This is a genomic window from Petrotoga sp. 8T1HF07.NaAc.6.1 (genome assembly GCF_016772115.1).
Classification (GTDB): Bacteria; Thermotogota; Thermotogae; order Petrotogales; family Petrotogaceae; genus Petrotoga; species Petrotoga mobilis.
Genome location: NZ_AUPG01000006.1, coordinates 26,508 through 41,335, shown reverse-complemented (window position 1 = coordinate 41,335; position 14,828 = coordinate 26,508). Strand labels below are relative to the sequence as shown.

General features: G+C 32.1%; 14 protein-coding genes and 1 pseudogene. 9 read left to right on the top strand and 6 right to left on the bottom strand.

What is annotated here, in order from left to right; all coding sequences use genetic code 11:
* Window positions 1-22 precede the first annotated feature (22 nt).
* Window positions 23-1,210 (bottom strand): B12-binding domain-containing radical SAM protein, encoded by a 1,188-nt coding sequence (locus NAAC61_RS05310; protein ID WP_202695443.1) that lies wholly within the window; start codon window positions 1,208-1,210, stop codon window positions 23-25.
* 21 nt (window positions 1,211-1,231) lie between these two features.
* Window positions 1,232-2,731, bottom strand: a complete 1,500-nt coding sequence (locus NAAC61_RS05305; protein ID WP_123821463.1) for a B12-binding domain-containing radical SAM protein — start codon at window positions 2,729-2,731, stop codon at window positions 1,232-1,234.
* A gap of 351 nt (window positions 2,732-3,082) precedes the next feature.
* On the opposite strand from NAAC61_RS05305, the gene NAAC61_RS05300 reads away from it, so the two are divergent.
* Window positions 3,083-3,415, top strand: coding sequence for a transposase (locus NAAC61_RS05300; protein ID WP_158245177.1), 333 nt, complete (start codon window positions 3,083-3,085; stop codon window positions 3,413-3,415).
* A 253-nt stretch (window positions 3,416-3,668) separates the two neighbouring features.
* Here NAAC61_RS05300 and NAAC61_RS05295 read toward each other — a convergent pair whose 3' ends face one another.
* Together NAAC61_RS05295 and NAAC61_RS05290 are read right to left on the bottom strand one after the other, a co-directional pair.
* Window positions 3,669-3,881, bottom strand: coding sequence for a hypothetical protein (locus NAAC61_RS05295; RefSeq protein WP_103064845.1), 213 nt, complete (start codon window positions 3,879-3,881; stop codon window positions 3,669-3,671).
* Window positions 3,882-4,529: 648 nt separating this feature from the next.
* Window positions 4,530-4,967, bottom strand: a pseudogene (locus NAAC61_RS05290) (transposase); the annotation flags it as partial.
* A 133-nt stretch (window positions 4,968-5,100) separates the two neighbouring features.
* Between NAAC61_RS05290 and NAAC61_RS05285 the strand changes: the two are divergent.
* The 4 genes from NAAC61_RS05285 to NAAC61_RS05270 all read left to right on the top strand — a co-directional run bounded on the left by NAAC61_RS05285 (window position 5,101) and on the right by NAAC61_RS05270 (window position 6,434).
* Window positions 5,101-5,430, top strand: a complete 330-nt coding sequence (locus NAAC61_RS05285; protein WP_121959778.1) for an IS110 family transposase — start codon at window positions 5,101-5,103, stop codon at window positions 5,428-5,430.
* A 210-nt stretch (window positions 5,431-5,640) separates the two neighbouring features.
* Complete coding sequence (locus NAAC61_RS05280; protein WP_146026698.1) at window positions 5,641-5,889, top strand: hypothetical protein; 249 nt, start codon at window positions 5,641-5,643, stop codon at window positions 5,887-5,889.
* A 3-nt stretch (window positions 5,890-5,892) separates the two neighbouring features.
* Window positions 5,893-6,273, top strand: coding sequence for a transposase (locus tag NAAC61_RS05275; protein WP_121959776.1), 381 nt, complete (start codon window positions 5,893-5,895; stop codon window positions 6,271-6,273).
* Entirely contained in the window at window positions 6,267-6,434 is a 168-nt protein-coding gene (locus tag NAAC61_RS05270) for a hypothetical protein (RefSeq protein ID WP_158245460.1), read from the top strand. The genes NAAC61_RS05275 and NAAC61_RS05270 overlap by 7 nt, the downstream gene beginning before the upstream one ends.
* Before the next feature lie 147 nt (window positions 6,435-6,581).
* Here NAAC61_RS05270 and NAAC61_RS05265 read toward each other — a convergent pair whose 3' ends face one another.
* A complete protein-coding gene (locus NAAC61_RS05265) occupies window positions 6,582-7,766 on the bottom strand; it encodes a hypothetical protein (RefSeq protein ID WP_202695442.1) in 1,185 nt (394 codons plus the stop codon).
* Between the two features lie 566 nt (window positions 7,767-8,332).
* Here NAAC61_RS05265 and NAAC61_RS05260 point away from each other — a divergent pair.
* Genes NAAC61_RS05260 through NAAC61_RS05245 form a run of 4 tightly spaced genes read left to right on the top strand, consistent with a single transcriptional unit; the run spans window position 8,333 to window position 13,502 of the window.
* The gene (locus NAAC61_RS05260) at window positions 8,333-8,938 is read left to right on the top strand and encodes a TetR/AcrR family transcriptional regulator (protein WP_202695441.1); all 606 of its coding nucleotides are present in this window, start codon (window positions 8,333-8,335) and stop codon (window positions 8,936-8,938) included.
* Window positions 8,935-10,284 carry a D-alanyl-D-alanine carboxypeptidase gene (locus tag NAAC61_RS05255; protein WP_202695440.1) on the top strand — a complete coding sequence of 450 codons (1,350 nt, stop codon included), beginning with the start codon at window positions 8,935-8,937 and terminating at the stop codon, window positions 10,282-10,284. Before NAAC61_RS05260 ends, NAAC61_RS05255 begins: the two co-directional genes overlap by 4 nt.
* 21 nt (window positions 10,285-10,305) lie before the next feature.
* Complete coding sequence (locus tag NAAC61_RS05250) at window positions 10,306-12,960, top strand: S41 family peptidase (protein ID WP_202695439.1); 2,655 nt, start codon at window positions 10,306-10,308, stop codon at window positions 12,958-12,960.
* Entirely contained in the window at window positions 12,939-13,502 is a 564-nt protein-coding gene (locus tag NAAC61_RS05245) for a S41 family peptidase (protein WP_202695438.1), read from the top strand. The genes NAAC61_RS05250 and NAAC61_RS05245 overlap by 22 nt, the downstream gene beginning before the upstream one ends.
* Window positions 13,503-13,566: 64 nt before the next feature.
* On the opposite strand, the gene NAAC61_RS05240 is transcribed toward NAAC61_RS05245, so the two are convergent.
* A complete protein-coding gene (locus tag NAAC61_RS05240; RefSeq protein ID WP_012209554.1) occupies window positions 13,567-14,790 on the bottom strand; it encodes a 6-phosphofructokinase in 1,224 nt (407 codons plus the stop codon).
* Between the last annotated feature and the right edge of the window lie 38 nt (window positions 14,791-14,828).

The following is a 14,828-nucleotide window of genomic DNA, read 5'->3' as shown; positions in this document are numbered from 1 at the left end:
CACTCCTTTCTCACATAAGTTCTCATTGAATTTTGTACCTAAGAAAGGTGTTGCAAAGTAACGAGAATAAATAAACAAAGATTTTTTCTTTTTTATATTTTTTTAAGGATTCGTAAGTCTCAAAAAGAGTTTTCATTGTTTCTCCATCATAAAAACACATAATTAGAAACTCAATCATTTCAAATTCTTTTTCACTCAACAAATTATAAGCTTCAATAAAAGCTGTTTTTTTATTTTTTTTATTCATATTATTATATAAATCCTCATTTTGAGTTTCAAAGCCTAATTCAAATCCTTTACAACCACATTTTTTCATTCTTTCTAAAAGATGCCTATTTTTGCAAATGATTTCAGGCCTTGATAAACATATCCAATTGAACTTTAGCCTTTCTTTCTCAATTAGCCAAAGGAATTCATCCATCCATGTATCGCTAAATAATAAGTTATCATCATAAAAGTGATAATCAGAAATGTTATATTTTTCAATTTCTTTCTTAATTTCGTTAAACACTAAATGTGGTGATCTATACCTAACCGTCGTACCCCAAGTTAGATGGGTGGAACAAAAATCACATTTATACAGGCAACCTCTGGAAGCTATGATTGGTAAAGCATGTGAAGCTTTATTAATGTGGATATTCTCATTGTATCGTGTTAAATCAAAAATTTCCCAATTAGGAATTCCATATTTGTCAACATCATCTGAAAGATATATACATTTTTTTATATTTTCTCTTTCAGCTTGATCATATTTGGAGTTCATAACGATATTAGGAGGGTACTCCAGATTTTTGCATTCAAAAAAGACTTTTTTCAGTATTATTTCTAATGCTTCCTCGCCTTCACCGATGACGGAAAAATCGGCGCCACATTTTATAAACAGTTCAGGATCGACACTTACATGATTCCCACCACAAATAATTATTGGAGAAATATTCTTTTTGATTTTTTGAATAATATCTAAAGATTGAACTACTTGCATTGTTTTTACTGTTATAGCTAATGCATCTGGTCTTATTTCACAAATTCTTTTTGAAATTTCATCAGTAGATAATTCGTCAGGCAACGCATCAAGCAAAAAGCACTTTACTGAATTGCCAAAAACTTTATTAATATAAGAAAATAACATCGCTATCCCTAAGTGTGGAGGTTTATAAGTTTCCATTCCTTCAAATGGTGGTCTAACAAAAACCATTTTAATTTTTCTCAATTTATGTTCCCTTCCTTAAAATCAATTATAATTAATATGTCGGTAATATTTTTTGATCTTATTATCTAATAATTTACATAACTTACTTTTTTTAAATTCATCATATGAACACACCCCAAATTTTTCGCTCATTGTTAAAAAGTATTCAAATACCGCATACTCTATATGTATAAAGAAAAATAGATCTAATCTATTTTCTCCAGAATTAGGTTCTTTTTCGCTTATTGAAAGTACGAGTGAACTAAGAGATACATCATATTCATTTTGAAACTGACACATAGCATGATATAAACTCGATACGTCACTATTTACGAATTTAGGCACACTTTTACCATGTATGCTACCTTCATAAAATTGATGATATTTATTATAATAAGTAGTACCATAAAAAGGTATTAATGTTTGATATAAATTTTCTCTTGTATCATAATTGCAAAGATTGTTATTTTTCAAAAAATCAAACGAAATTCGAATATCTCTAAGAGATTCCAATGCCTCAAACATGATTATAAAAACGCTTATGTCAATATTACAACTTCTTAGAATATCAATAGCTTTTTGGTTTATTTTGTTATCAGTTTGTTTATTATAACGCTTCAAGACCTCGTTGCTATTTGATTCTATACCTAAACTAATATGAAGCTTCCCACTATTTGCCAGCTCTATTATAGTTGTTTTATTATTAACTATTTGATCACTTCTCGTTTGAAAACTAATTTCTATGTTCGGATATAGTTTCCTTAGTTCTTCAATTATTCTTTTAGCTCTTAATGGATTTACAAAAAAATTATCATCAATAAAACTCACACATCTATATTTTAATTTTCCAAACTCTAACTTACATTCAGCCAAAACGTTTTCTACAGAGCGTGCTAACCAATAATTGCTTTTACAATTTACACAATAAGAGCAATTATAAGGACAACCTCGACTTGAACAAATCGTTAAAACCTTTTGTGAAACATCTATTAATTTTTTATTGTTAAAATCATAAATTATATCCTCTCTATTTCCAAATGGGATTTTATCTAAGTCAAATTTTACATTGTAGGTTGAATTCTCTTTAATAATATTATGATTATCTCTATAAATTAATCCCGGTGTTTTATACATACGCGAAGTACCAAAATTGATGACAAAAAACAAAAAAGAATATTCACCTAATCCCCTTATAGCAAAATCAACTTTTGGAAAATCTTTTAAAATTTTATCTCCCGCTAGAGAGGCGTGATGTCCTCCTACAATTATTATATTATTCCGATCTTTTAATTGATCGATAAATAATGCTGTTTGATCAAAAATTAATGAATAACTTGATATTCCTATGATATCATAAGCTTTTAGATCATATTTCATTATTAGTTTCTCTGTAGTTAGTTCAGTAGCTGAAAAATCAAATAAATCACAATGAATTCTATTTCTCTCACACAAAGCCTTAATATACCCTATACCTAAAGGGAAAGTAGGTTTTAGTGAAATAATTCTTCCTTTCTCAGGTGGAAGAAGTAGGGCAATTTTCATGCTCTGCAAGGTACTAAAATTGCTAATAGAATTCCATCTCCTTTCTTAATTAAAATTATTATCTTCAAAAATTCTAAAACACTCATTTTAACCGTCTTTTAATACCTTCAATATTAAAAAATTGCCTCCTTTGAGCACAATTTGTTCGATACCACATCCGGTTCTCTTCCAAAAAGTGTTGGTAGAAAAAATGAAATATGAACAAATGATTAAATAATCTGGTATCATTTAGAAGAAGGATACAAAAAAGGACAAAATACTTGCTATTAAAACATCCTAACAACCTTACTGAGAAAGATAAAGTTAGACTCAATGAGACGCCCCGAAGGGGGTTCAAGGAAAAACAACATCTTGACACAGTTCAAGCATACGGATTGGTACTTGAGTTTAAAAAAGATATTCGATTACAAGAAACCTTCTTATGCAGCTAAGTATTTTAAACGATGGTATGAAAAGGTAATGAAATCAAATATACCCGAAATGATTAAAGCTGCTAACACTCTCTTAAATCACATAGAAGGTATCTTGTTGCACATAAAAACGAATATCTCAAACGGTAAAATAGAAGGTATGAACTCTAAACTTAGAGGATTTACTAAAAGGGCTTTTGGTTTTAAAACATTAAAGAATTTAAAAATCACTATCTTTATTGCCCTTGGTAAACTTAATTTAACTCCAGCTTAATTACCCACTATTTTCGTGATAGAACCATAAAAATATCTTAATTACATGAAAAATAATATTCTTATTAAAGGATGAGAAGGTGATTCGTTTAATTTCTTTCAACCATTATAAAGAATTGATAAATCGATACTGTGCACGAGAAATAAAACTATTAACTTTATTGCCTTGGTTAGCCTTTCTTTAACCTGCTTTCTCTTTGCAGAAGCTTTAAAAAAATTTACCTACAGGATTCGGCACCGGGACATCATAATAACTAACTTACTCTGTAAGTTCTCCCCATAGCTATCATTAAATCTTCTCCTAAGTCAGAGATTTTTAAATTTTCATAATCCTTAGGTATTAAAGAAAGAATCAGATTATCACATATGATACCCAACTCTTTTGCCAACTTTATCCTTTGCTCTTTGGTTAATTCTATTTCTCCTTTCTTAATTTCTTTAACTAATTCTTTTCTTTTACTTAGCATCACTTTTTACCTCCTTGTATAATATGTTTAATACTGCCTTTAGAAACTCTAAAATGCTCATTACATCATGGTTTTAAAAATCAATTTTTTCCCAAAATATCTCCTTTCTCCTTCTGCACTTTTACTCAGTATTTGAAACTCTTTTTTACTAATTCTCTGAAAAGCGAGACATCTTATCCTATTCTCTAACCCTCATAAAAACCACCTCCCCTTTTCAAAATTTTTCTATTTCTAAAGTGTCTATAATATGTTTATAGTGTCTTCCGAAATTCTAAAACATGCATTGTAACCGACTTTTAATACCTTCAATATTTGATTTTTACATCCTAGGTGTATAATTTGTTTGATAGGATATCTTTGTTTTTTGGTAATAATATTATACAATTGTCATTAATAATGAGATGAAAGCTTATACATTAATAAAAAATCTTTTGTACTTATTTTGTTTTTTGTTCTTATTTTAACTTACTTTATCATTTATTAACCATCAATTTGATTTTTTCTGAAATGGGTATTATAACATTTGGTAATATTATAACATTTCGGTAATAATATGTCAAATACTTTTGGCTCCTTGTCAAATATGGTTGATGGAACAGACTGAAGAGATGATGAAAAAGGTAATACAGCTTTTTTTGTTGAATAATTTCAGCTCAGAAAGGATAACTGTTTACAATATGTTGTTCCTTCTGTGATGAAATTTGGTAGTTTTATGAATCTTTCTGGCATCACTCCTAATAGAACTTTTTTGGTATATCTCAAAACTTCCTTGAATCCAAAACTTATTCTTTTTATTAATTTTATGTGTGTATGACGTCCTTCTACTTTAGCCGTCGTTGTTCTATTAACGAAATATTGGAGTATTTCTTTTTCCCACCTTATATATGTTTTGGCCCATCTCCATACCTGAGGATCTTCACTTTCTTCCATCATCCCTATCAATATGTGTAATCTTCTTTTCCCTTCTTCATATGTTTCTGCTTTATACATCCATTTCAACATTAGTAGGTATCTATAATACTCTTTTAGATATGGATGTTCCTTCAATGTCTTGTATAATCTCTTTACCTTTTTCTTCTCTTTTAAGTTCGTTTAAAAGTTTGTTCGCTACCCACCTTCCGCCTATAAATCCGATACTTGATTGACCTTTCAAGGCCGTATTAGAAGGATGATTGTAAAAGGCGGATCCTCAAACAATACTAAAGCGAGGTGAAAAAATATGTATTTTGTTGGTATTGACGTTTCTAAAAACTCTTTTCATTACTACGTCCAGAATTCAGATAGGGCCAAAATCGTTAGCGGTAAACTCAAACAGAATATGAATGGTTTCACAACTTTCGACAAGATCCTTAAAAAGTTCAGCAAAAGAGAGATTATAATTGGTATGGAATCCACTTCTATTTACCATCAACATTTGTTTTCTTATCTACTTAAACACGATTATGATGCCCATATCATTAATCCCCTTTTGTTGAAAGAATTCAGAAAAAGTGAAACTCTTCGCCATTCTAAAAACGACAATATTGATTCCAAGCTGATCTCCATTTAGGTAAAAAGAAACGCCCCGAAGGAGGTTCAAGGAAAATATCCAGACAAGATTCCTTCTTCTAAGGAGATAGATAATTTCACTCAATACTCTCGCGAGATCGTCAACCTTTCTGAGGAGATTTCAAGGGTTAAGAATGAAATCAAACGCTATGTCTACATTTTGTTTCCTGAATTGGAATCTTTTCAATCCAATATCTTTACCAAGAGTTTAATGAATTTATTGTATAACTTCCCTTCTGCAAGGAAGATCGCTACAGCCAACAAAAAACAGCTTATCGATGCAATGAAGATAGATAATCAATTGTATTTCGATGAAAATAAGTTGGACCAAATCATCACACTTTCTAAAAATTCAATAGCAAGTGGCAACGATGCACATGAGTTAGCTCTTCAAAAAAGAATAGAATTGTTGTTCAAACTTGAATCAGATCAAAAGCTCTTCAAAGAAAAATTGAAATAAACTTTGAACAATTCATCAAACGATGTAATTAAAAACCAGGTAGAATTAATACAATCTCTTGATGGTTTCAACGAATCAGCTTTAAATATTGTAGCAGAAACAGGAGATATCAACCGATTCCATTCTGCTTCTGCCTTGATGGCTTTCGTTGGTATCGATCCTCGTACAGAGGAATCAGGTCAAATGAAAAAAGGTTGGTTTATCAATAGAAAAGGTAACAGGTACCTAAGAAAAGCTGTTTACATCGCTGCCACCGTTGCTATTCTAAACAATGAATACTTCAAGAATTATTACCTGAAACTACGTACTCGAGGTAAATCACATACTGTTGCTGTGTTAGCTGTAGCGGGGAAAACACCCCGAAGGGGGTTCAAGGATTGTTGAGAATAATATATTCACTGGTAAAGAGCGGGAAAAAATATGATCCTAACTATCATTACAAATTACAAAATCAAGAAATGAGCGTTCATAACAATTATACAGCAAAAAAAATCAAAAAGAGAAATAGTAACCTGAACAAACAACAACCGCTACTTTCAACCTAGAAGTACAACTGAATAAGGATTTTTTAAATAAAAAATATTTAAAATTTTTTTAATTAAATAGGGGACTATCATACTTGACTTTTAACTTAAAACCCGTGTTAGATCATAATTAAGTGTCATCGAAATAGGGTATTGGTTAGATAGTATTTATGTCTTTGAACTTGATTTGCTTTTTGTTAGTTGAATGTTGTATAATTTATCCACAAGAATATTTATTTCCTTGAACCCCCTTCGGGGTGTTTCTTTTCTCAATTTTACCATGTTTAAACTTTCGTATGTTTTCTTTAGTTGAGATTTAGTTTTTTCGCTAACAGTATTGCTTTCAAGCAACCGTTGGTATGGAGTCTTAGGTTTCTCGTATTCTTTTTTTATTGTTTTACCCGTGTCGTTCTTTACTTTGTTTTTTAGTTTAAAGCTAGCTATGAAGAAGTTATCTAGTAAGTCTGCTCTGTTGTAAATCTCGTTGAGCAGACTTACCTCTTCTTCACTCTCATACCTGAAATACCCCACCAATTTTCTTACCTTATCCCCGTTCTTTTGTTCCACGTGAGCGTTATCGTTTTTCTTGTAAGGTCTACTTCTTGAAAGTTTAACTTCGTTATTCCCTTTTACCTTTTCAAAAAGCACTTTAAGTATAGTTTTATCGTTATCAGGATGATAATGTATAATGTCAACAGGCAGCTTCGTATGAGCAAGAAGATCCATATTCTCAACGCTCCTTTGATTTTTACCAAGCCCTGCAGCTCTTGATATCCATTGTGAATAAAGATCCGTATATACAGCTGTCACAGCAAAGGGCCCTGCACTAGATCCTCCATTATGTTCTACGAAATCAACTTCAATATATCCTACCTCTTCAAAGGCATATCTTCCAAAGTTTGCTGAAATTGGTACCTTTTGATATATGAACGCATTACCTTTATGCTTCTTTGTAGATACCTTAGGAAATCTACTTACCATTCTTTTCAATGTACCTAAGGATACCTTCTTTGCTTCTTCTGTCTTTGAAAGTTCATACAATGAAAATCTGTTATTCTTTTTCAATTCCTCGATGTATACTTCCAACATCGGATGAAGTTTTTCAGCACAAATACATCCAGATAATCCCCAACATTTCCACAATATCACTTCATGAATAGATTCATACTTCTTCTTTGGTCCTCTTCTCTTTTTTGAATTCTTTTGAGTATCTTTTTCTTGAAACAGATACCTATTCTTATACCTTTCAAACCTTTTTACAGCTGTAGCTCTTTTTACTTTTGTTAGTTCACAATACTTTGAAATAATCTCTGACTTCTCTTTTTTACTTGATTTCAAATATTTTTCTGCCAAACCTTAGACCCCCTCTGGGGCGTTTTCTGGTTAGTTCCATATCGAATGCCTCCATTTTTCCCTTGTCTCCTTTCAAAAAGAGTCAAGGATATGATATCATTTCAAAGACATCGAATTATGATCTAACCAATCTTTTTCACGGACATCTAATATGATCTAATGCGAAACCTTTGTCAATACCCAGTATTTGTGCTATAATTTTGTTACTCATGATATCACTCCTCTTTCTCTTTTTATTTTTTGTTATTTTGTTCTATGAGGAGTGATATCTTTTTTTTCCCTTTTCCAAGTATTTCATCAACCATTTTTATTATACAGCCATTTAAAAGTTTCTTCTCATGCTCAAAGAATGTTATAATATTAATTGATCCCCAAAGTTGAAATTAAAAGGGCAAAAAAGTAAAGAAGGTGAAATACAAATGGAAAGGCCACTGAATGTTAAAGTTGATGTTGTTTCAGATAGAACTATAAGAGAAGAGTTAAAAGATGAAATATTAAAAGAAGCTATATTAATATGAAAAGAGACTACACTCTTTTATTAAAATTTTATAAGTTGGAGAAGATGTATGGCTAAAAGGCAAAAAATTTCTAAGAAAAATACAAAATATAAAATTGAAGTATTAATCGATTTGGCAAAGGGGGAACTACTCAATCAAGGCATAACTAACTTCAATTATGAAAAGGTTATCTACGATGCCAAACTCAGCAAATCGACTGTTTATAAAAAGTTTGGAAAAAAAGATGAATTTATAATTTTTGTTATTAAGAGTTTATTGGACGATTTCTTCACCCCTTTTAAAAAATACGTAGATAATTTTGACACTTTCCACGAAGTTCTTGATTTTCTATCTAACTTAAACTTCGATGTTCAATCTCTGATGAAAGAGTACCCCATAGATGATCTTTTTGAACACCCTGAAATCACTTCCATCATAAACGATTACTACTATCAACGTTTTGGTAAGGTAATCATTGAAAAGATTGCCGAATTTCAAAATGCAGGGCAAATAAGAAAGGATATCGAAGCTAAATACATCTTAGAATTTCTTACATCCATTACAAAAGGCATGGGTCTGATGCTCAAAGATCATGATTTTAAAGAAGTTATTAATAATTACAGAAAGTTAATTGAAACCGCCTTAGCTTATAAAATAAATTCTGAAAAGGAGTGAATAATATTAAATCCAAAAACCACTTAAGATCTAGTAATTTTTTGACCGTCTTGAGTTTCACAATATTTATTTTTCTTTTTTTTAATGTTAGTGCAGTTGTCATAGCTGCACCAATTTCGAGTCGAGTTCCAATTGCTAGAGATAACGAAGATTCATCAAAAATACAAATAATAGAACCTTCAAAAATTGCTGAACCTGTTCCCACAATCCATCCTTCGAAAACAATAACTCCTCAAATCCAAAATGAATTAATTTCAAAATTTGAAAGTTTTCAAGGATTCGTTGGGTTTGAATTGAGAGATCTTGGCACGAGTGAAGTTCTTATCGACTATAATTCAGAAAAATTATTCATTCCCGCCTCAAACACAAAATTAATTACCGCCCTCGTTGCCTTGGAAAGTCTAGGGAATAATTACAAATTCGAAACTAAAATATACCATACAGGGGAAATATCACCGCATTTCAGAGGAAATCTGTATATAAAAGGATATGGAGACCCCGTTTTAACTTCTTTACAATACAAAGAAATACTAAAAAGGGCAACGGTGGATAGGGGAATAAAAAAGATATATGGTGATATTATTTTCGATTATTCCTTCATGACCGAAGAAGGTTTTGGAAGAGGCTGGATGTGGGATGACCCACAACCACAAATCGCGGCAATTAATATTTGGCAAACAAGTCATGAATCTTTTAAATATAAAACAAATTATGAAATAAAGGATTACATTAATTTTCTTACAACATTATTCTTACAAGAAATAGGTGTTGAGTTTTGGGGAGAAATAAGATATGATGAAGTGCCTTTTAACGCTAATCTTCTATATACAAATCATTCTCCACCACTAATCAATATAATACAACAAATGTTGGAAACAAGCGATAACCAGATAGCCGAACAGATTTTTAGAAATCTTGGCGCTATTTATGGCAATGGGAAAATAGAAGATTCTGAAAATCACTCTAAGAAAGTAATCAAAGAAACCTTAGGATACGACATGACCAATTATGTAATTAAAGATGGCTGTGGATTATCTATGTACAACTTGTTATCTCCAAAGATGATATCTGATACATTATTTTATCTATATTCAAAGTATCAATCTAATTTGTTTGATTACTTAGCATCACCATACGAAAAAAGTACACTTGAAAATCGTTTCAATTTTGAAATTTATGCAAAAACCGGAACTTTATATTACGATTCTGCCATCAGTGGGATTTTCAAATCAAATAGTGGGAATTATTACCTTTTCAGCTTAATGGAAAATAACTTTCCCTTTGATGTTTTGAAGGTAAAAGAGTTTGAAAATTCCATAATCAACTATCTCTATGAAAACTTATAATAACAAAAGGGGGAAGAACTTATGGGTGAAGAGTTCAACGGTTACTACAGATTTCCGACCATTTACAACGATCAAATAGCCTTTGTTGCAGAAGATGACATCTGGGTAGTTCCTTCTTCAGGGGGTATAGCTAGAAGGTTAACCACAAATGTTGGAGAAATCTCCGATCTAACTTTTTCTGAAGATGGAAAATGGATAGCTTTTACTGGAAGAGATGAAGGAGTACCTGACGTATATATAATTCCTTCAATTGGGGGCGTACCAATTAGGTTAACATATCTAGGCCAAAACAGCAAAGTACTTTGTTGGCATAATGGAAAGATAATCTTTTCATCAAACTATGCTCAACCATTTAAAAGGATCACATCTCTATGGGAAGTAGACGTTGAAGATAAGAGGAAATTAAAACAATTAGATTTTGGTATAGCCACTGAAATCTCGTTTGGGAAAGAAAAAGGTGTTGTTTTAGGAAGGAAAACTGGAGATCCAGCTCGATGGAAAAAATACAGAGGTGGAACAGCCGGCGAATTACTGATAGACTTGGAAGGAAACTACAACTTCAGAAAATTGATCGACTTAAAATCTAACTTTGCCAATCCAATATGGATCCAAGACCGAATTTACTTTATCTCAGACCATGACGATGTTGCTAACATATACTCCTGCACAGTTGAAGGGAAAGACCTAAAAAAGCATACACATCATAAGGATTTTTATGTCAGAAACCCAAAATCGGATGGAAAAAATATTGTGTATCATGCCGGTTCGGATATTTATATCTTGAATGTATCAAATAACGTATCAGAAAAGGTAAATATAAAATACTACAGTACCTTACCCCAAAGAAACAGAAAATTCGTTAACCCGACACAGTATTTTGAAGGTTTCTCTATTTCTAAAAATGCTGAGAATTTAATAACTACTCATAGAGGCAAAAGCTTTTATTACAACAACTGGTACGGTCCGGTTAAACAACTTGGAAAAGAAAACAGTGTCAGATATAGACTTACCACATACCTAAATCTAAAAGATGAAGAAAAGGCAGTAACAATAAGTGATGAAAATAATTATGAACATCTCGAGGTGTATGATCTAAAAACTGGTAATTTAATAGATAAACTAGAAGAATATGATTTAGGAAGGGTTATGAATATCGTTGCCTCGCCTAACGATGAAGAAATTCTGTTAACTAATCAAAGAAACGAACTTATCTTGATCGATTTGAGAAACCATAAGAAGATCGACGTGGATAAAAGTAACATTGGTCCCTTTGCTGGATATTCTTTCTCTCCAGATGGTAGATGGATTGCTTATTCAAAATTTATAAACAGCAAACAAGCAGCTATTATGATATTTGATAAGGAAAAAGAAGAGGTACACCAAGTTACAAAACCTATTCTATTTGATGTAGACCCTGTCTTTGATCCTGAAGGGAAATATCTTTATTTTCTATCTTATAGAATATTCAACCCAATTGAAGATAGATTTCAAATGAATTTAGCTTTCGAAAAAGGAACAAAGCCTTATCTTATAACACTAAAAAAAGATATTTGCTCTCCATTTCAGGAAATAATCAAAGAAGAAGAAGAGAAAGAGAAAGAGAAAAAAGAAGAAGAAATAAAAGTTGATATTGATTTTGATAACATCGCTGATAGAATTATACCCTTCCCGGTTAGTGAAGAAAGATATGTAAATATACAAGCTGCTAAAGAGAAGGTTTTTTACGCTATTTCTCCTGTAAGTGGTGTACTGGAAGATGAAGAAGATATGCTCAGCGAGAAACATGAAAAATTAACCTTGAAATACTACGATCTCACAGAAAAAGAAGAAAAAACTTATCTTGAGGGAATTTCAGATTTTCAAATTTCCGAGGACAAAGAAAAAATCGCAATTCTGATAGACGATGAACTAAGAATTCTTAAAACTACCAATCCTCCCTCCCCAGAACAAGAAAAAGAATGTGAAAATAAGTATACAAGAAAGTGCGGCTGGATAGATTTTCACAGAATCAATGTGGAAGTTCAACCACTGTTAGAATGGAGACAAATGCTTTGTGAAGCTTGGCGCCTACAAAAGTTCTATTTTTGGAACAAGGACAAACTAGACGAAATTGAATGGGATAAGATATTAGAAAAGTATTATCCTCTAGTTGAAAGAATAGCAACAAGAACAGAATTTTCTGATTTAATATGGGAAATGCAAGGCGAATTAAAATCATCACACGCCTACGAGATGGGAGGAGAATACAAACCCAAACCAGTTTACAAAATTGGATATTTAGGAGCAGATTTGATACTCGATGAAGATAAAAATCTATACAAGATTAGTCACATCGTAAAGGGAGACATATGGGACGAAAAAAATAAACCCCCATTACTTGGACCAGGGGTTGAGGTAAAAGAAGGAGATTACCTATTAGCGATAAACGGCATAGAAATAAAGGATAAAATACCCAATGAATTTTTGGTGAATTACAGTGGTAAAGATGTTGAAATAGTGGTATCAAGCAGCGATAATATTGATCATAAGAGAAAGTATGTTGTCAAAACGTTAAAAGATGAAACACCTCTAAGATACCGAGAATGGGTAGAAAAAAACAAGAAATATGTTCATGAAAAACTGATTCACGGATTGGATACATTCACATCCCAGATATGGGATACACTGGATATGTAGAATTTCACAGAAACTTCTTAAGCGAAGTCAGATATGATGGACTCATAATCGATGTAAGAGTCAACAGTGGTGGTTTTGTATCTTCAATGATCTTGGATAAATTGAATAGAAAGTTTATTGGATACGATCTCTCACCATATAGAGAAGCCCAAGCCTATCAATATGACAGTGTAAGAGGCCCAATGGTTGCTATAACGAACGAGTTTGCTGGTTCAGATGGGGATATTTTTAGTCACTCCTTCAAATTAATGAAACTAGGGAAACTTATAGGTAAGAGAACGTGGGGGGGAGTGATTGGAATCTGGCCCAGAAATCCACTTGTTGATCATACCATAACAACTCAACCAGAAATGGCCTTTTGGTTTAAAGATGTTGGATGGGATGTTGAAAATTATGGAACCGATCCGGACATTGAAATAGATATTACCCCAAAAGATTATAAAGAAAATAAAGATACGCAACTCGATATGGCTATAGAGATTGTACTAAAAGAACTGAAAGAAAATCCACCAATAGCTCCAAATGATATCAAAAAGCCATAAATTATTAAATAATACAAAAGCCGAGCGTACTGCTCGGCTTTTAGTTTAAATTAAGATCTGTTTCTTATCTCTCTTCAATTGGAAAAGATACGTATTTAGGAATACCATTTTCATAAAGCGGATAACTTTCTCCTTGGATTAAAGGTTTAGCATACTCAATAAAATTCTCATTCACACCATAACCATCAACAGAAATATATTCTTCAGGTAAATATTTGGTATTATTTGCCACTTCAAATAAGGGAACCTTCCCAAATTCTATCTTGTAAGGGTTGTTCGAAAGGCGGTTAATTGTTACCATGAATCCTGATATACCATCCAGAGCATATTCTAAGGCCTTTTCCCCTACCATAACCGCTTCAGTTTGATCAGTCTTACTAACGATGTGTCCAGCACTTCTTTGAAGATAATCCGGGATAGACACATGTACTTTCAAACCTAACCTTGTTAAAATAATGTTGGCAACAACTCTTCCTACATCTCCCAACTGCCTGTTTCCAAAACTATCGGTGTATCCCATATCAGAAACAAAAGCCCCGCTTTTATACCTAATACCTTCAGAGACAGCAATCGTACAGTAACCATTCTTACTTACTTCTTTTTGAACTTTGTCTATAAAATGATCTTCTTCAAAAATCCTTTCGGGTAGCAAAATGATATGAGGTCCAAAATCTCTATTCAACTTTGCCAACGAAGTAGCTGCGGTAAGCCAGCCTGCATGTCTCCCCATTGTCTCCATTATGAAAATTTTTGTAGAATCTTTTGCCATACTACGCGTATCTATACTTGCTTCCAACATTGAAATTGCCAAATACTTTGCTGCAGAACCATAACCCGGAGAGTGATCGGTGCCGTATAGATCGTTATCTATTGTTTTTGGAATACCTATGACTTTTAAATCATAACCAATTTTTTTTGAATACTCATCGATTTTATGGGCCGTATCCATTGAATCGTTACCACCGTTATAAAAGAAATAACTAATATTATAATCTTCAAACGTTTTAAAAAGTTTTTGAAAACCTTCTTCGTCTCCTTCTTTTAACCTATGTCTGCAAGTACCAAAGGCACTTGCAGGTGTGGTTTTCAAATTATTTATTTTATCAAAAGATTCTTTTGTTAAATCGAATAATTTCCCTTCAAGGACTCCAGTGATACCATTTATTCCCACATATATCTTATCAATTTGTGGATCCTTTAAAGCCTTACTTATCAGTCCATATGCAGAAGCATTTATGACACTTGTAACTCCCCCTGATTGTGCATATAAAATATTTTTTTTGTTCAATAATTACACCCCCGAACTTTTAATTTAAATTACAATTT